Origin of the sequence: Mycolicibacter sinensis, from assembly GCF_001667945.1 — a bacterium.
In the GTDB taxonomy this organism is placed as follows: domain Bacteria; phylum Actinomycetota; class Actinomycetes; order Mycobacteriales; family Mycobacteriaceae; genus Mycobacterium; species Mycobacterium sinense_B.
Genome location: NZ_LZJK01000137.1, coordinates 15,756 through 32,316, shown reverse-complemented (window position 1 = coordinate 32,316; position 16,561 = coordinate 15,756). Strand labels below are relative to the sequence as shown.

Here is a 16,561-nt window from a genome sequence, read left to right as displayed (position 1 = left end):
ACGGGGGTGCTCCCAGCACTCGCGTAGCGTCGAATCCATGGCGCGGATTGTGATCGTCGGCGGCCACGGCAAGGTCGCCCTACTGCTCAGCCCCATCCTGACCGAACGCGGCGACGAGGTGAGTTCGATCTTCCGCAATCCCGACCACGCCGAGGAGGTCGCGGTGACCGGGGCGATCCCGGTGGTGGCCGACATCGAGCAGCTCGACACCGACGGGCTGGCCGAGCTGGTGGCCGGCCACGACGCGGTGGTGTTCTCCGCCGGCGCCGGCGGCGGCAATCCGGCGCGCACCTACGCAGTGGACCGCGATGCCGCCATCCGGGTGATCAACGCCGCCGGCCAGGCCGGGGTTCGCCGGTTCGTGATGGTGTCCTACTTCGGCGCCAGCCCCGGACACGGTGTGCCCGAAGACGATCCGTTCTTCCCGTACGCCCAGGCCAAGGCCGCCGCGGACGCTCACCTGCGGGCCACCGACCTGGATTGGACGGTGCTGGGCCCGAGCCGGCTGACCCTAGAGCCGGCCACGGGCCGCATCGAGACCCGCGCCGACGCCGACAAAACGCAGGCGTCGCGCGGCAATGTCGCCCAGGTGATCGCGGCCTGCCTCACCGAGGACGCGACGATTGGCCGCACCATCGATTTCAACGACGGCGAGACGCCCATTGCGGAAGCCCTGCGGGCGCTTCGGGGGCGACCGACCGGGTAATCTCGATCACGCAACTGGTTTGCCGACACCGCCGGTAGCGGCGGCGTCGGCATCGAGCGTGACGCGGTTTTCCGTGGAGCGCGAGAGGGAACCCGGTGAGAATCCGGGACTGTCCCGCAGCGGTATGCAGGAACGACCGCCGTCACAGGCACTGGTCTCGGGTTCGGGACTGGGAAGCGACGGCCATTAGGTGCACCCCCGGTGCGCGCCTGCGAGTCCGAAGACCTGCCCGTTGTGCCGGGCGCGCCGCGCTCGGCGGATCAACGCCTCGCGGAATGGGCGTCTGGTTTTCCAGCGTTATCGTGCGTTAAATTGCATGAGACCGGATGGGCTGGACGTCCGCCGGCGGTGATCCACCCCTCTGGAGTGAAGGATCGCATCGTGACCGCTCAACCGTTTACCGCCACCGTTCTCGGCTCCCCCCGGATCGGGCCGCGCCGCGAACTCAAGCGCGCCACCGAGAGTTACTGGGCCGGCCGGATCGGGCAGGACGAACTGCAGAAGGTGGCCGCCGGCCTGCACCGTGACACCTGGGCTCAGTTGGCCGCCGCCGGCCTGGATTCGGTGCCGGTGAACACGTTCTCCTACTACGACCAGATGCTCGACACCGCGGTGCTGCTCGGTGCGCTCCCGGCGCGGGTGGCCGGGGTGGCCGACGAACTGGACCGCTACTTCGCCGCCGCCCGCGGTAACGCCGACATCGCCCCGTTGGAGATGACGAAGTGGTTCGACACCAACTACCACTACATCGTTCCCGAGATCGGCCCGGACACCACGTTCGCGCTGAATCCGGCCAAGGTGCTTGCTGAGCTCAAAGAAGCTGTTGAGCAAGGGATTCCGGCCCGCCCGGTGGTCATCGGCCCCATCACCTTCCTGTTGCTGAGCAAGGCCGTCGACGGGTCGCCGGCGCCGATCTTCCGCCTCGACGAGCTCACCGACGTCTACGCCCAGCTGCTGTCCGCGCTGGCTGAGGCCGGGGCCGAGTGGGTGCAGATCGACGAGCCGGTGCTGGTGACCGACGTCGCCGCCGATGCCCCCGCGCTGGCCGAGCAGGTCTACGCCCGCCTGGGCGGGTTGAGTAACCGGCCGTCGATCCTCGTCGTCACCTATTTCGGCGACCCGGGCGCAGCGCTGTCGTCACTGGCCGCCACGCCGGTCGAGGCGATCGGCGTCGATCTGGTCTACGGCTCGACGGATTCGATTGCCGCGGTGCCGGAACTGGCCTCCAAGGTTCTGGTCGCCGGGGTGGTCGACGGCCGCAACATCTGGCGCACCGACCTGGAAGCTGCGCTGGCCAAGCTGGCTACGGTGCTGGGATCGGCGGCCGCGGTCGCGGTATCGACGTCGTGCTCGACGCTGCATGTGCCCTACTCGCTGGAGCCCGAGACCGGCCTGGACGACGCGCTGCGCAGCTGGCTGGCGTTCGGCGCCGAGAAGGTGAACGAGGTGGTCAGTTTGGCCCGCGCCCTGGCCGAGGGCCGCGAGGCGGTCGCCGAGCAGATCCACGCATCGAACGCCGCAGTCGCGTCACGCAAATCCGACCCGCGGCTCAACAACGCCGATGTCCGCAGCCGGATCGCGACGATCACCGCCGCCGGTACCCACCGGGGCAGCGCCGAGACCCGGCGGGCAGCTCAGGCCGACCGACTGCACCTGCCGCCGCTGCCCACCACCACCATCGGGTCGTTCCCGCAGACCGTCGACATCCGCAAGGCCAGGGCGGCGCTGGCCGCCGGGGAGATCGACTCCGCGGAGTACACCCGCCGGATGAAGGCGGAGATCGCCGACGTCATCGCACTGCAGGAGCAACTCGGGCTGGACGTGTTGGTGCACGGCGAGCCGGAGCGCAACGACATGGTGCAGTACTTCGCCGAGCAACTGGAGGGGTTCTTCGCCACCGCCAACGGCTGGGTGCAGTCCTACGGCAGCCGCTGCGTGCGCCCCCCGGTGCTGTTCGGCGATGTCGCCCGGCCGCACCCGATGACCACTGCATGGGCCACCTACGCCCAGTCGCTGACCGACAAACCGGTCAAGGGCATGCTCACCGGCCCGGTCACCATCCTGGCCTGGTCGTTCGTCCGCGACGACCAGCCGCTGGCCGATACCGCCAACCAGGTGGCGCTGGCGATCCGTGACGAGACGCTGGATCTGGAGAAAGCCGGCATCGCGGTGATCCAGGTCGACGAGCCGGCGCTGCGGGAACTGCTGCCGCTGCGCAAGGCCGACCAGCAGGCCTACCTGGACTGGGCGGTCGGCGCCTTCCGGCTGTCGACGTCAGGAGTGAGCGACGCGATCCAGATCCACACCCACCTGTGCTACTCGGAGTTCGGTGAGGTGATCGGTGCGATCGCCGACCTGGACGCCGACGTCACTTCCCTGGAGGCGGCGCGCTCGCACATGGAGGTGCTCGACGACCTCAACGCGATCGGGTTCGCAGGCGGTGTGGGGCCGGGCGTCTACGACATCCACTCGCCGCGGGTGCCGTCCACCGATGAGATGGCGGCGTCGCTGCGTGAGGCACTGAATGCCGTTCCGGCGCAACGCCTCTGGGTGAATCCGGACTGCGGCCTGAAGACCCGCAAGACCGACGAGGTGACCGCCTCGCTGGCCAACATGGTCGCCGCGGCCCGAAAAACCCGAGCAACCCACGCTGGGATCAAGTCCTGACCCTGAGCCGCGCGTGCGCCGGCACCGCCCGACCCGCTGGAATTCGCAGTAATTCACCGGCATTTCAGGTCGGGTCCCGCCGGCGTTCAGCCGGCCGCTGCTTACCGGCCCTACCTTCGGTCGCGAAGGGGAGTAGTTCCTACCCGCCACGCCTGTGGCGGATGTGGATGGTCGTCAGTACGGCGGGCCAACCCGCCCGGTCATTCAGCGGACCCAGGACTTTCGCGAGCGAGACCTTCGGACGATTGACCATGTCGACCGAAGCTCTCTGGGAATTCAGCAGATTCGGTCGCCGAGCGAAGGAGACCGATGCCCCCCTCGATGCCCGCTCTCATCGATGAAGCCGAACCGGCACCTGATGAGGTACTCGACGCGATCACCGACGTAGTGGGTGAGGCGCCCGGCGACGACGGCGGCGACGTCGCCGACGGGCGACGACCTCGTCCATCCCCCGCGCCCGGCGACGGCTTGCTGGCGATGACCACCGCGGCGATGGCAGGCGTCAGCGCCGTCGGCCTGGGCATCGCGCTGGCCGGACGCGTCCTGCGGTTCCCACGTTTGCCGGCGAGTGTCCAAGGCGCCGTAGTCGCCCTGGACCACCAGCCGCGGCTGCGCCGGCTGCTCGAGGAACGAATCGGCAAGCGCGCGACCGACACGGCGTTGGGTGCGGCCTCCACCGCCGCCAACGCGCTGGCCGTGGCGCCGTCGATCCTGGCGGTGGACCTGGCGATCAACACCTTCAAAGCCGCCGAAGCGCGCGCCGTCGCCCGGGCCTGGTCCCGGCGCGAACCGGAACTGGGCCGCCCCGCCACCGGATCGGCCGCCCCGTCGGCCTCCCGCCCGGTGCCGTCGCCGGCCGGGCCCGTCGAAAACCACCTGCAGCGCAGCACCTGGGTCCAGGCGATCGGCGCTACCGTGGTCGGCGCGGCCAGTCGCGACCCGAACCTGGCCGGCACCGCCGCGTTGGTCGCCGTGCCGAAAGCCGCGCGATCCACCCAGGAATCGTTCACGGCGACGCTGGGCCGTGGGCTGGCCAACAACGATGAAGCGCTGCAAGTCGAACCGGACAGCCTGCGCCGACTGGATCGGATCGATGTGGTGATTGTCGATCCGCGAATACTGCGCAGTGCAGCGCTGCGGTTGGTGCGGCTTCGCGGTGCCGGCGAGAAGGACCTGACCACCTGGGAGCGCGCCCAGGCCATGCTGGCGGCCGGCGACCTGCAGCCCGGGTGGCACCGCGTCGCCGGCACCCGCCGCGGCAAGGCACGTCCCATTACCGAGGCGCTGTTCGCACCGGCACCCCATCCGCTGGCGGCCGCCACGCTCGCCGAGACACAGCGCGCCGACGTGCAGACCATTACCGTCGATGACTCCGCCGGTCTGGGCGAGTTGCGGCCCGCGTTCGACGAAATCGCGCCGATGCCAGGCGATTCGGTCGACGACGCGCTGCTCGACGCGGTGCACAAGTATCAGCAGGAAGGCCACACCGTCGCGGTGGTCTCCTCGGCGGCTGCCCAGGCATTGTCGGCTGCCGATCTCGGGGTGGGCATCCGGTCTGAGGCCGGGCCGGCTTTCGAAGACCAGCCGCACCCGCTGGACGCGGACCTGATCGTCGATGATCTGGCCGGGGTGTGGCGGGTTCTGCACGCGCTGCCGGCGGCCAAGGAAGCCAGCCGCCGCGGTGTCGAACTGTCCATCGGCGCTTCGGCGTTGGGTTCTCTGCTGCTGATCCCGACCGTGCGGGGCCGCGGTCCTGGACCGGTGGTGTTGGGCGCGGCAGCGGGTCTGCTGTCTGGCTACTGGTCGGCCCGCAAGGTGGTCAACGCGCCGCTGCCCCGACCGGTTCCGGTCGACGAGTGGCATGCCATGTCGGTTGAGCAGGTGCGTGCCGCGTTGGCGTCGTCTGCGGAGCCCACCTTCGCGCCGCGCGCTGCCGACAACGCCGGGCGCCACACGATCTGGCAGTTTTTCGACGCGGTGCGCGACGAGTTGTCCGACCCGCTGACCCCGGTGCTGGGACTGGGCGCCACGGCCACCGCGATACTGGGTTCACCGATCGACGCGTTGCTGGTGGGCTCGGTACTGGCCAGCAACGCCGTCCTGGCCGCCGGCCAACGGCTCAGCGCCGAGCTGCGGCTGAATCGACTGCTCGCCGACCAGATCCCACCCGCCTGGAAGGTGACGATCCGGCCGGACGGCACCCGGGAACGGGTTCAGGTGCTTCCCGAGCAGTTGCAGCGTGGCGATCTGATCGAGGTGGGTCCCGACGACGTGGTGCCGGCCGATGCCCGCGTCATCGAGCAGGAGAAACTGGAAGTGGACGAGGCATCACTGACCGGTGAGTCGCTGCCGGTGACCAAACAGATCGACGCCACCCCGGGCGCGGAACTGGCCGAGCGTCGCTGCATGCTCTTCGCCGGCACCACCGTGGCAGCCGGCACCGGCCTGGCATTGGTGACCGCGGTGGGGCCCGACACCGAGGTGCGCCGCGCCGCCGATCTGGTCACCAGTCGGCACGGCGACATCGGGCTCGGGCATCAGCTCGGCCAGATCACCAACCGGACCTGGCCGCTGAGCCTGGTCGCCGGCGGATTGGTCAGCGCCCTGGGGGTGCTGCGCGGTACCCGGCTGCAGCAGGCGGTGGCCCACGGCGTTTCAGTAGCTGTGGCCGCCGTCCCCGAGGGCATGCCGGTGGTGGCGACCCTGGCTCAGCACGCCTCGGCGCAGCGGCTCACCAAATCCGGTGTGCTGGTGCGGGTTCCGCGCTCGGTGGAGGCTCTGGGCCGGGTCGACGTGGTGTGCTTCGACAAGACCGGAACCCTCAGCGAAAACCGGTTGCGGGTCACCGAGGTGCGCACGGTTTCCGATCATTCCCGCGATGAGGTGCTGCGTTGCGCGGTCCGCGCGACACCGTCGACGAAGGGTCAAAGCCACGTCGACGCCACCGACGCCGCGATCGTGACGGCGGCTGCACCGGTGCCCGGCGCGGTCGCATCCGAGGGGCCCGATGCCCATCTGCCGTTCCGTTCCGGACGGCCGTTCGCGGCATCGGTGTTCGGGTCCGAGTTGACCATCAAGGGCGCCCCCGAGGTGGTGCTCGCCGCCTGCGAAAGCGTCCCGGCCGATATCAACGACGTGGTGGAGCAGCTGGCCGACGACGGCCTGCGGGTGCTCGCGGTAGCACGCCGTGAGCTCAGTCCCGCTCAACTGCAATCACTTTCGGCCGACCCTGACGATCCCGAAGCCCAGCTGGCGGCGATGGCCCGCCAGTGCGCCGACGGTTTGACCTTGGTCGGCTTCGTCGGCATCTCCGACACCCCGCGCGCCGGGTCGGCCGGGCTGCTGGCCGAGCTGCACCGCCGGCAGGTGCCCGTTCGGATGATCACCGGCGATCACCCGACCACCGGCCGCGCGATCGCCCGCAAGATGGGATTGCAGATCACCGCGGAGCAGGTCATCACCGGCACGGAATGGGAGACGTTGTCGGGTAAGGAGCAGGAGCGGGCAGTAGCCGAGAAGGTGGTATTCGCCCGGATGTCCCCGGCGAACAAGGTGCAGGTGGTGCAGGCGCTGGAACGCAGCGGCAAGGTGTCGGCGATGGTCGGCGACGGCGCCAACGACGCCGCCGCGATCCGGGCCGCCACGGTGGGGATCGGGATCGTCGCCCAGGGCAGCGACGCCGCCCACACCGCCGCCGACGTGGTGCTGCTGGACGGTCGCATCGAGACCCTGCTGGATGCCCTCAACGAGGGCAGCCAACTGTGGCAGCGGGTGCAGGCCGCGGTAGCGGTGCTGTTGGGCGGCAACGCCAGCGGCGCGCTGTTCGCGATCGTCGGCAGCGCGCTGACCGGTCAGGCCCCGCTGAACACCCGCCAGCTGCTACTGGTCAACATCGTGACCGACGCGTTCCCGGCCACCGCGCTGGCGATCAGCCAACCCCGGCGCCCGATGCCCTTCGGAGGGCGTGGGCCCGACGAGAAAGCACTGCTGCGCGCAGTGACGCTGCGTGGCACGACCACGGCCAGCGCCACGCTTGCAGCGTGGTTCATGGCGCGAGTCACCGGGTTTCCCCGGCGCGCCTCCACGGTGGCGCTGGTCGCGCTGGTGACCACCCAGTTGGGACAGACCCTGCTGGAGTCGCGCTCACCGCTAGTGCTGGCCACCGCGGGCGGCTCGTTCGCGGCGATGGCACTGTTGATCAGCCTTCCCGGTATCAGCCAGTTCATGGGATGCACGCCGCTCGGCCCGATCGGCTGGGCTCAGGCACTGGGATCAGCGGCGGTCGCGATCACCGCGGCGGGCATCGCGCCCCGCTTCTTCTCGCGTGCCGAGGCGGCGTGAGGATGGTGAGGCGAATCTCCCCCCAAGGGCAGAGTCAACAGATCGGTGCAACTAGCCTCGGCGTCATGGACTTCACCACGCTCCGCCATGAGGTCGAAGACGGCATTCTCACCGTGTACCTGGACCGACCGGACAATCTCAACGCGTTCACCGTCGAAATGGCCGAAGAGTTGGAGCGCACCTTCGTCGAGGTCAACGACGACGACGCCGTCCGCGCGGTGATCGTCACCGGCGCCGGGCGTGCGTTCTGCGCGGGCATGGACCTGTCCAGCTCGGGCAACGTGTTCGGCCTCGACGAGTCCAAGTCGCCGTCCCTGGCCGACATGGCCGACCTCGACGATCCGGAGCTAGCCCGGGTGCGCGACACCGGCGGGCGGGTGACGTTGGCGATCTATGGCTGCCGCAAGCCGGTGATCGCCGCGGTCAACGGTGCCGCGGTCGGGATCGGCGCCACCATGATGCTGGCGATGGACGCCCGGCTGTTTTCGACCAAGGCGCGGTTCGGTCTGGTGTTCGGGAAGCTGGGCATCACCCCGGAAGCCTGCTCGACGTGGTTCCTGCCCCGCATCGTCGGTATGCCAACGGCTTTGGATCTGCTCTACCGCGCCGACATTCTCGACGCCGAGGCTGCTCAGGCCTGCGGGCTGGCGAAAGCGGTCTACGAGCCGGACGCACTGCTGGCCGAGGCGCGCGCGCTGGCCGACGCCTGGACCAAGGGCCGCTCACCGGTATCGTTCGCGCTGATCCGCCAGATGCTCTACCGCAACTCCGCGCAGCCCGACCCGGTCGAGGCGCACCGGGTGGATTCGCTGGCCATGTTCTACACCAGCATCGGCGACGGCGCCGACGGCGTGCGGGCTTTCCTGGAAAAACGCGACCCCCGGTTCACCTCCCGGGCATCGGAGATGCCGCCGTTCTACGCCGAGTGGGTCAACCCCGCGTAACCGCGTCGCTCGACTCGACGTGCACCGGCACGTCGTCGTCCCACGGCTGGCGGGTCACCATGTCGGCCACCCGCACATAGCCGCGCTCGAACTCCCCGGTGGCGGCGTCCACCAGCCGGTAGCGCTGGGTCTGCCGGTGGATCGGCTGCGCATCGAGGATCACCACCCGCACCTCCCCCGGCTCGAACCCGCACCGCTTTTGCAATGCGGCGATCAGCTGTTCGTTGCTGAAGTGTCCGTCGCCGAAGTTCCAGCCGATCGCGGTGCTGGTGATCCGCTCGCCGTCGGTGAGGACGTAGTCGTCCTCGTTCTGGTCGGCCATCGCGCGATGCGCCAAGGTGAACAGCGCCCGGCCGTGAGTGTTGAAGGCCCGGAACGCATACCCCATGTACATCGGGATCTGGGCAGCCTCCTTGCTGCCGTAGAACTTCTCCAGCTGGGCGGCGGGCATGCTGGCGATCGCCACGATCCCGTTGGCGATCTTCGCGTCGGCGGACGGCTTGATGCACCACAGCGTGGTGTCCCAGTTGCCCGCGTAGTAGCGCATGCCGGGCAAGAAGGACACCTTGCGGGGGAACAGGTTTCCGAGCACCACGGTTCCGGCGACGACGGCGAACAGCAGTATCGGCAGCGGCGTCGTCAGATCACCCAGGCCGATCGAGGAGTGGCCGACGAACAGGGCCAGCACCGAAAACATCATGAAGACGTTCCATTCCAGCGGCACGCCCATCGGAATCGCCGACAGGATGCCGAAGTGGAAGCACAGCATGACGAACGCAGCGATCGCGGTAGGCCAGCCGCCGTGGCTGAAGAACAGCACCAGCGGCACCAGCCCCTCGATGAACGTCGAAAAATGCGCCAGCCAGCGCGAGCGCCGGCCCGGCCGCAAATCGTCCGGGAAGTGTTCGAAGAATTTGCGTTTGATCGACCGCGCCCGAAACAGCGGGTTGTTGCTCATCATGGTGGAGATGACGAACGGGAAGTGCTTGTTCAGTTTCGACGTCGCGGCACCCAGCCAGATGACCAGGCACACCAGCTTGGCACCCAGGATCATGTCCACGCCGTAGCCGGTGAACAGGAAGGCGACGGTGAAGGAGGCGTACACCTCGCCGCGGGCGGCCAAGAAGATGACCTTGTCACGCAGGCCCAGCACCGCCAGCACGCCCAGCACCGCCCAGATCTGCCACGTTGGCAGCACCCCGACCGTCGTGCCCAGCGCCGGGACGGGTCCGGTGCCGTCGGAGAAGATCGCGATCAGCAACAGCACCAGCAGCGCGCCGTAGAGCAGCGCGTCGATCGGGGTGCGCCGGTCACCGGCGGTCAGCGGTATCCGGTTCGGCCACGGCGGCAGCCGGATGGTGTTGGGCCGCAGCCAGTACAGGATCGAGCCCATCGGCGGGAAGAACCGATTGTTCAGCGGGCCGAACCCGCAACCCAGGCCGATCACCTCGAACAGCATGGTGTAGAGCACGACCTTCTCGAACACGATCGGCTCGGCGTACCAGTGCGCGACATCGGTGAAGCCGTCGATGCCGGCGGTGCTCAGCGCGATCAACCACGCGCCCAGGATGTACAGCCCGATCTTGACCACGTAGAACAGGTGCAGCAGCACCGGGGTGCCGAAGCCGACCTCGGCCCAGTGCCGGGCCATCGGGACGATCCGCTCCGCCCGAGTGCCCTTGCTCCACTCCTCGAAGTCGATCTGCGGGGTGTCTTGTTTGAGAAATCCCATGATCGTCAGATTAGAACGTGTTCTAGATGCCCGCGCGGAAACCGGCTCTTGACTGCTACTACGCACAGTAGTAGTAAGGGTGGTACGGGCCCTCCCCATCCGTACCTACCTCAGGACGGTGACCATGATGAGTGATCAGACATCGGATCGGCTTCTCCGGTGGGCCGCAGTTGCTTTCGCGATCGGCTTCGCCGTCCACGGGCTGGACCATCTGCGCCGCGGCATGTCGGCGTCACCACCGGCGGTCATGGTCGGCGGCACGGTGCAGGGCGTGTTCGTCGTGGCCGCGGTCGCGATGGTGCTTCGGCGTCACCCGCTGGCGCCACGGCTGGCCGCCTTCGTCGGCTTCGGCAGTGCGCTTCTGTTCACCTACGCACACCTGCTGCCGACGTTCTGGCCGGCTTTTCAGGACAGCTTCATCTCCCTGCCGCACATCAATGTCATGTGGTTCTCCTGGTTCAGCGCTGTCGCCGAGATCGGCACCGGCATCGTCGTCGGTGGCGCCGGCATTCGGGCCGCGCGTGGCAGCCGACTGGCCGGAATGCCAGCGTTTTGCGACCTGGCCGGACCGTCGTCCGGACTCAGCCGACTTTGAGTGCGCGCTGCTCCTGGCCGGTATAGGCGCTCAACGGGCGGATCAGCGCGTTGGCGGCGGTCTGCTCGATGATGTGCGCGGTCCACCCGACCACCCGGCTCATCACGAACAGCGGGGTGAACATCGCGATGTCGAACCCCATCAGGTGGTACGCCGGGCCGGTGGGGAAATCGAGATTGGGCTTGAGCCCGGTCGCGGCGAACATCTCGGTTTCCAGCACCTGGTAGATCTCCATCCAGCGCCCGCCGTCCCGAGCTGCGGCGACCCGGTCCAACGCCCGCTTCATCGTCGGCACCCGCGAGTCGCCGTGCTTGTACACGCGGTGGCCGAATCCCATCACCTTCTCCTTGCGGGCCAGCTTGCCGTGCAGCCACTGTGCGGCCTTGGCCGGCTCACCGATCTCGATCATGTCGTGCATGACCGCCTCGTTGGCGCCGCCGTGCAGGGAACCCTTGAGGGCACCGATCGCGGCGGTGACCGCGCTGTAGATGTCGGACTGGGTCGAGGTGACCACCCGGGCGGCGAACGTCGACGCATTGAACCCGTGTTCGGCGTAGAGGATCATCGACTGCTCGAACGCCGAGACGATCAGTTGGTCGGGGACCTCCCCGAAGCACATCCGCAGGAAGTTCTCGGCGTAGCCGAGGTGGCTGTGCGGCGCCACCGGGGCCAGGCCGCGCCGGCGGCGCAGGTCCACCGCGACGATCGTCGGCAACACCGCGAACATCCGCAGGGCCTTGGCGGCATTGGCCGCCTCGGCGCTGTCGTCCTCGGCGGGGTCCTCGGCGCCGAGGTAGCTGATCACGGTGCGCACCACGTCCATCGGGTGGCAGTTGTCGGGGAGTTTGGCCACCAGCGACAGCAGTGACTGGTCCACCCGGCGAGCGGCCCGCTCCCGTTGACAGAACAGCGCCAATTCGGCATCGGTCGGCAGCTCACCGTGCCACAACAGGTAGGCGACCTGCTCGAAGCTCACACGCGCGGCCAGGTCCTGCACGGGGTAGCCGCGGTAGGTCAGGGAGTTGGTCTCCGTCACCACCTTCGAGATAGCGGTGGTGTCGACGACGACGCCGGCCAGTCCCTTGTGGATCTCTGCGGTGGTCACCGGTGGCCTCCTTGGACGGTGAAATTGAAGATCTCGGAGTCGAACTCGTTGTAGTCGGCGTAGCGCAGCAACTCGTAGAGCCGGCTGCGCTGTTGCATCCGGTCCAGCAGACCGGTTTGCGTCCCCTGCGTGTCGATCGCACGCAACCCGGATTCGACGGCAAACATCGCCAGGCGCAGCGTCGTGACCGGGTAGATGACGACGTTGTAACCGATCTCGTCCAGTCGCCGTGCGGTCAGCAACTCCGACTTGCCGAACTCGGTCATGTTGGCCAGCAACGGGATGTCCACCGCGGCCCGGAACCGCTCGAATTCACCTGGCCCGCACAGCGCTTCGGTGAAGATCAGATCCGCCCCGGCGTCGGCGTAGGCCTTGGCGCGATCGATCGCGGCCGGCAGCCCCTCGATGGCGGCCGCATCGGTGCGCGCGCAGATGATGAAGTTCGGGTCTCGGCGCGCGGCTACCGCAGCGCGCAGGCGCTTGACCATCTGCGCGGGCGGCACCACCGCTTTGCCGTCGAGGTGTCCGCACCGTTTCGGGTTGACCTGGTCTTCAAGGTGGCAACCGGCCAGGCCGGCGTCTTCGAGCACGGTGACGGTGCGCGCAGCACTCATCGGCTCGCCGAACCCCGTGTCGGCATCGACCAGCGTCGGCAGGTCGGTGACTGCCGCGACCTGCGCTCCGCGGCCCGCGACCTCGGTCAGTGTGGTCAGCCCGATGTCCGGCAGCCCCAGGTCGGCGGAGAGCACCGCGCCGGAGACATAAACCCCCTCGAACCCGATCTCGGCGATCAGTTTGGCCACCAGCGGCGAGAACGCCCCCGGAAACCGTTGCAGCCGACCAGAATCGAGTCCGGCGCGAAACGCCGCACGCTTGGCGGCGGGCGAGGTCATCGCGCCGAGCAGCCCACTCACCGGAAGATTCCCTTCGGTGTGTCCGGCGCCTTGTCGAGCACCAGCGGATCGATCAGGATGTTCAGCGCGCCCAATTCGCCGCCACCGAGCCCCACCAGACCTTCGACCGCCCCCAGGAAGCGGTTCTGCTCGGCGGGTTCGACCACTCCCTCGGCGAGTTCGGTGAACTTGGCGGTGTACTGCTTGCGGCCGAACGGCCGCGCCCCCAACGGATGCGCGTCGGCGACCGCCAACTCGTCGATGATCACCTCGCCGCTGGTCAAGGTCACCTCGGCGCGTGCCCCGTAGGCCTTCGCGCGCGGGTCGCTCGAGTGGTACCGGCGCGTCCACTCCGGGTCTTCGACGGTGGAGATCTTGTGCCATAGCGCGATGGTGTCCGGGCGGTGTGCCCGCTCCGGGGCGTAGGAACGTTCGTGGTGCCAGGTGCCGTCCTGCAGCGCGACGGCGAAGATATACATCACCGAGTGATCGAGGGTCTCCCGCGAGGCGTCCGGATCGAACTTCTGCGGGTCGCCAGAGCCGGTCCCGATCACGTAGTGGGTGTGGTGGCTGGTGTGCAGCACGATCGTTGCGACCTGCCCCAGATCGCCGATGCGCTCACGCAGGCGGCGGGCCAGATCGATCAGCGCCTGGCTCTGGTATTCGGCCGAGTGCTCCTTGGTGTAGCTGTCCAAGATGGCGCGCTTTGCTTCACCGGGGCCGGGCAGTGGCACCTGGTAGGTGTGCTCGGGCCCGGACAGCAGCCAGGCGATGACGCCGTCTTCGCCCTCCCAGATCGGGGCCGGGGATCCCTCGCCGCGCATCGCCCGGTCGACCGCCTCGATGGCCACCTTGCCCGCGTAGGCCGGTGCGTAGGCCTTCCAGCTGGAGATCAGACCCTTGCGGGACTGCCGGGTCGCGGTGGTCAGGTGCAGCGCCTGGCCGATCGCGGAGTAGATGGCCTCGGGGCCCAGTCGCAGCATGGTGCCGATGCCGGCGGCCACCGACGGGCCCAGGTGCGCGACGTGGTCGATCTTGTGCTCGTGCAAGCAGATTCCCTTGGCCAGGTCGATCTGGACCTCGTACGCAGTGGCCAGGCCGCGGATCAGATCGGCGCCGGAGACGCCGAGCTGTTGGGCGACGGCGACCAGCGGCGGGATGTTGTCACCCGGGTGGGAGTATTCGGCGGCCAGGAAGGTGTCGTGGAAGTCCAGTTCGCGCACCGCGACCCCGTTCGCCCAGGCCGCCCACTCCGCCGAGAAACTGCCCGGCACACCGAACACCTGCGCCCCCGGCTGCGCCGGGTAGGCCGGATGGGCGAGTGCCTGACGGCGGGCAACCGTCACCGGCCGGCGCAACACCGAGGCGGCGCTGACGGCGGCGTTGTCGATGATCCGGTTGATCACCATCTCGGTGGTGTCGTCAGGGACCGCGACCGGATCGGCCGCTAGCTCCGCGAGCTTCCAGGCCAGGTGTTCGGTGCGGGGAAAGTCCTCGGCGCTGCGGTGGGTTCGGACGTTGTGTACCTGCATATTCCACATGCTACGCAGTGGCTGTAGCTGGCGGAACCTGCTGCTACTGCGTATTTGTGCATCCCGGAGGGAGTGTTTTTGCAAACCTTGCGAATACCATAGGCGCTAAGCTGCATGCCATGGCACCCTCCACCACCCGGACCTTCGCCGGGGCTCGGCTGCGTCGCCTGCGCGAGGAACGCGGCCTGACCCAGGTGGCGCTGGCGCGGGAGCTGAACCTGTCCACCAGCTACGTCAACCAACTCGAGAACGACCAACGGCCGCTCACCGTGTCGGTGCTGCTGACGCTGACCGACCGGTTCGGCCTGCCGGCGCAGTACTTCTCGGGCGACTCCGACGCCCGGCTGGTCGCCGACCTGCGCGAGATGTTCACCGCGGCCGCAGGCGAACACGCCGCCAGCGACAGCCAGATCGAGGAGCTTGTCGCGCGCATGCCCGAGATCGGCAACAGCCTGGTGACCCTGCACCGTCGGTTGCGCGGCGCCACTGAGGAATTGGAGTCCTATCGGTCGCGGGTGTCCGGCGACGCGGCGCAGGCTGTGGCTCGTCCGATGCCGTTCGAGGAGGTCCGGGATTTCTTCTACGACCGCAACAACTACATCGCCGAGCTCGACGACGCCGCGGAGCGACTCTTTGCCGATGCTGGAATGCGGTTCGGCGGCTTGGACGTTCAGCTGTCGGAACTGATGTCCGAACGGTTCGGCATCACGGTCGCAGTCGTCGACGACCTGCCGGCGGGAACCAAGCGCATCTTCGATCCGGCGAACCGGGTGCTACGCATCGCGCACTGGCTGTTGGCGGGCCAACGCGCCTTCCAGCTCGCCACCCAGCTGGCTCTGCTGACCCAGGCCGAGCTGTTGTCCGAGATCGTGGCACAGGAACCGTTATTGAGCCCGGAAGCGCGCGGCCTGGCCAGGATCGGGTTGGCCAACTACTTCGCCGGTGCGTTCCTGTTGCCCTATCGGCAGTTTCATCGATCGGCAACAGAGTTGCATTACGACATCGACCTGCTGGGCCGCCGCTTCGGGGTCGGGTTCGAAACCGTGTGCCACCGACTGTCGACGCTGCAAAAACCCGGCCGGCGCGGGGTACCGTTCATCTTCGTGCGCACGGACAAGGCCGGCAACATCTCGAAACGGCAGTCGGCCACTGCGTTTCATTTCAGCCGGGTCGGCGGCAGCTGCCCGTTGTGGGTGGTGCACGATGCGTTCAGCCAGCCGGGCCGGATCATCACCCAGGTCGCGCAGATGCCCGACGGCCGCAAGTACTTCTGGATCGCGACCACTACGCCGCCCGAGGGACGCGGCTACCTGGGACAGCACAAGACTTTCGCGGTCGGGCTGGGCTGCGATCTGGCGCACGCCGACAAACTTGTGTACTCCACCGGAATCGCCCTCGACGATGAGGCCACCGTGGTGCCGATCGGAGCGGGCTGCAAGATCTGCGACCGCGCGGCATGCTCGCAGCGGGCCTTTCCGTACCTGGGCCGGCGCGTCGTGGTCGACGAGAACGCCGGCAGCGGATTGCCCTACTCGCCGGTCACGGCCGGCGGCCGGTAGAACAGGAGCAGCTGGCCGACCGCACCGGCCAGTCCCAGCCCGAGCGAGATCGCCAGACCCGCCCAGCCGTTGAGCCAACAGCGGCAGAAGATCTGGTGATCCAGGCTCAGCCGGCCCGGCCCGAGCATCGCCACCACGACGGCGCCGGTGGCCAGCACCAGGTTGTACTCCCAGCCCTCGCTGAGCACGAAGAAGCCGTTGGCGCGGTGCACGGTCCACACCGCGACCGACATCAGCGCGACGAACCCGGCGGCCGCGATCGGGGTGAGCAGCCCGGCGGCCAATCCCAGCCCGGCCGCGACCTCGGCACTGGCCGCCGTTACCGCCTGGAATTTGCCGAACTTCATCCCGATGCTCTCGAACCACCCTGCGGTGCCCGGGATGCGGCCCCCGCCGAAGAACTTGTTGAAACCGTGCGCCGCCAGGGTCACGCCCAGCACCAGGCGCAGGATCAGCAGGGCAACATCAGCAGCAGTAACCATGTGCC

At 68.4% G+C, this 16,561-nt stretch carries 11 protein-coding genes and 1 riboswitch; of the genes, 6 read left to right on the top strand and 5 right to left on the bottom strand.

What is annotated here, in order from left to right; all coding sequences use genetic code 11:
• Window positions 1–37 precede the first annotated feature (37 nt).
• From A5694_RS17670 to A5694_RS17655, 4 genes are all read left to right on the top strand, one after another.
• A complete protein-coding gene (locus tag A5694_RS17670) occupies window positions 38–706 on the top strand; it encodes an SDR family oxidoreductase (protein WP_064923532.1) in 669 nt (222 codons plus the stop codon).
• 46 nt (window positions 707–752) lie between these two features.
• A riboswitch (cobalamin riboswitch) is annotated at window positions 753–953 on the top strand.
• Window positions 954–1,087: 134 nt separating this feature from the next.
• Window positions 1,088–3,373: a 5-methyltetrahydropteroyltriglutamate--homocysteine S-methyltransferase gene (metE, locus tag A5694_RS17665; protein ID WP_064923568.1), complete on the top strand. Its 2,286-nt coding sequence runs from the start codon at window positions 1,088–1,090 to the stop codon at window positions 3,371–3,373.
• Between the two features lie 309 nt (window positions 3,374–3,682).
• Complete coding sequence (locus tag A5694_RS17660; protein ID WP_064923530.1) at window positions 3,683–7,714, top strand: cation-translocating P-type ATPase; 4,032 nt, start codon at window positions 3,683–3,685, stop codon at window positions 7,712–7,714.
• A gap of 65 nt (window positions 7,715–7,779) precedes the next feature.
• Window positions 7,780–8,658: a crotonase/enoyl-CoA hydratase family protein gene (locus A5694_RS17655; RefSeq protein WP_064923528.1), complete on the top strand. Its 879-nt coding sequence runs from the start codon at window positions 7,780–7,782 to the stop codon at window positions 8,656–8,658.
• On the opposite strand, the gene A5694_RS17650 is transcribed toward A5694_RS17655, so the two are convergent.
• Window positions 8,645–10,390: a DUF3556 domain-containing protein gene (locus A5694_RS17650; protein WP_064923527.1), complete on the bottom strand. Its 1,746-nt coding sequence runs from the start codon at window positions 10,388–10,390 to the stop codon at window positions 8,645–8,647. The genes A5694_RS17655 and A5694_RS17650 overlap by 14 nt on opposite strands.
• A 127-nt stretch (window positions 10,391–10,517) precedes the next feature.
• On the opposite strand from A5694_RS17650, the gene A5694_RS17645 reads away from it, so the two are divergent.
• Window positions 10,518–10,985 carry a hypothetical protein gene (locus A5694_RS17645; RefSeq protein ID WP_131809615.1) on the top strand — a complete coding sequence of 156 codons (468 nt, stop codon included), beginning with the start codon at window positions 10,518–10,520 and terminating at the stop codon, window positions 10,983–10,985.
• Here the strand turns inward: A5694_RS17645 and A5694_RS17640 are convergent.
• Genes A5694_RS17640 through prpD form a run of 3 tightly spaced genes read right to left on the bottom strand, consistent with a single transcriptional unit; the run spans window position 10,972 to window position 14,515 of the window.
• Window positions 10,972–12,090: a bifunctional 2-methylcitrate synthase/citrate synthase gene (locus A5694_RS17640; RefSeq protein ID WP_064923523.1), complete on the bottom strand. Its 1,119-nt coding sequence runs from the start codon at window positions 12,088–12,090 to the stop codon at window positions 10,972–10,974. The two genes, A5694_RS17645 and A5694_RS17640, sit on opposite strands and share 14 nt — an antisense overlap.
• The gene (gene prpB, locus A5694_RS17635) at window positions 12,087–12,983 is read right to left on the bottom strand and encodes a methylisocitrate lyase (RefSeq protein ID WP_419179713.1); all 897 of its coding nucleotides are present in this window, start codon (window positions 12,981–12,983) and stop codon (window positions 12,087–12,089) included. The genes A5694_RS17640 and prpB overlap by 4 nt, the downstream gene beginning before the upstream one ends.
• 17 nt (window positions 12,984–13,000) lie before the next feature.
• Window positions 13,001–14,515: a 2-methylcitrate dehydratase PrpD gene (gene prpD / locus A5694_RS17630; protein ID WP_064923519.1), complete on the bottom strand. Its 1,515-nt coding sequence runs from the start codon at window positions 14,513–14,515 to the stop codon at window positions 13,001–13,003.
• Between the two features lie 119 nt (window positions 14,516–14,634).
• Between prpD and A5694_RS17625 the strand changes: the two genes are divergently transcribed.
• Window positions 14,635–16,074 (top strand): short-chain fatty acyl-CoA regulator family protein, encoded by a 1,440-nt coding sequence (locus A5694_RS17625; RefSeq protein WP_064923517.1) that lies wholly within the window; start codon window positions 14,635–14,637, stop codon window positions 16,072–16,074.
• On the opposite strand, the gene A5694_RS17620 is transcribed toward A5694_RS17625, so the two are convergent.
• Entirely contained in the window at window positions 16,044–16,556 is a 513-nt protein-coding gene (locus tag A5694_RS17620; protein ID WP_064923515.1) for a DoxX family protein, read from the bottom strand. The two genes, A5694_RS17625 and A5694_RS17620, sit on opposite strands and share 31 nt — an antisense overlap.
• Window positions 16,557–16,561: the final 5 nt, after the last annotated feature.

What these genes read in the sequence shown, in the direction of transcription:
- A5694_RS17645 (WP_131809615.1), top strand. Translation starts at nt 10,518, where the DNA reads ATGAGTGATCAGACATCGGATCGGCTTCTCCGGTGGGCCGCAGTTGCT.
- A5694_RS17650 (WP_064923527.1), bottom strand. Translation starts at nt 10,390, where the DNA reads ATGGGATTTCTCAAACAAGACACCCCGCAGATCGACTTCGAGGAGTGG.
- A5694_RS17655 (WP_064923528.1), top strand. Translation starts at nt 7,780, where the DNA reads ATGGACTTCACCACGCTCCGCCATGAGGTCGAAGACGGCATTCTCACC.
- A5694_RS17620 (WP_064923515.1), bottom strand. Translation starts at nt 16,556, where the DNA reads ATGGTTACTGCTGCTGATGTTGCCCTGCTGATCCTGCGCCTGGTGCTG.
- A5694_RS17660 (WP_064923530.1), top strand. Translation starts at nt 3,683, where the DNA reads ATGCCCCCCTCGATGCCCGCTCTCATCGATGAAGCCGAACCGGCACCT.
- A5694_RS17625 (WP_064923517.1), top strand. Translation starts at nt 14,635, where the DNA reads ATGGCACCCTCCACCACCCGGACCTTCGCCGGGGCTCGGCTGCGTCGC.
- prpB (WP_419179713.1), bottom strand. Translation starts at nt 12,983, where the DNA reads ATGACCTCGCCCGCCGCCAAGCGTGCGGCGTTTCGCGCCGGACTCGAT.
- A5694_RS17670 (WP_064923532.1), top strand. Translation starts at nt 38, where the DNA reads ATGGCGCGGATTGTGATCGTCGGCGGCCACGGCAAGGTCGCCCTACTG.
- prpD (WP_064923519.1), bottom strand. Translation starts at nt 14,515, where the DNA reads ATGCAGGTACACAACGTCCGAACCCACCGCAGCGCCGAGGACTTTCCC.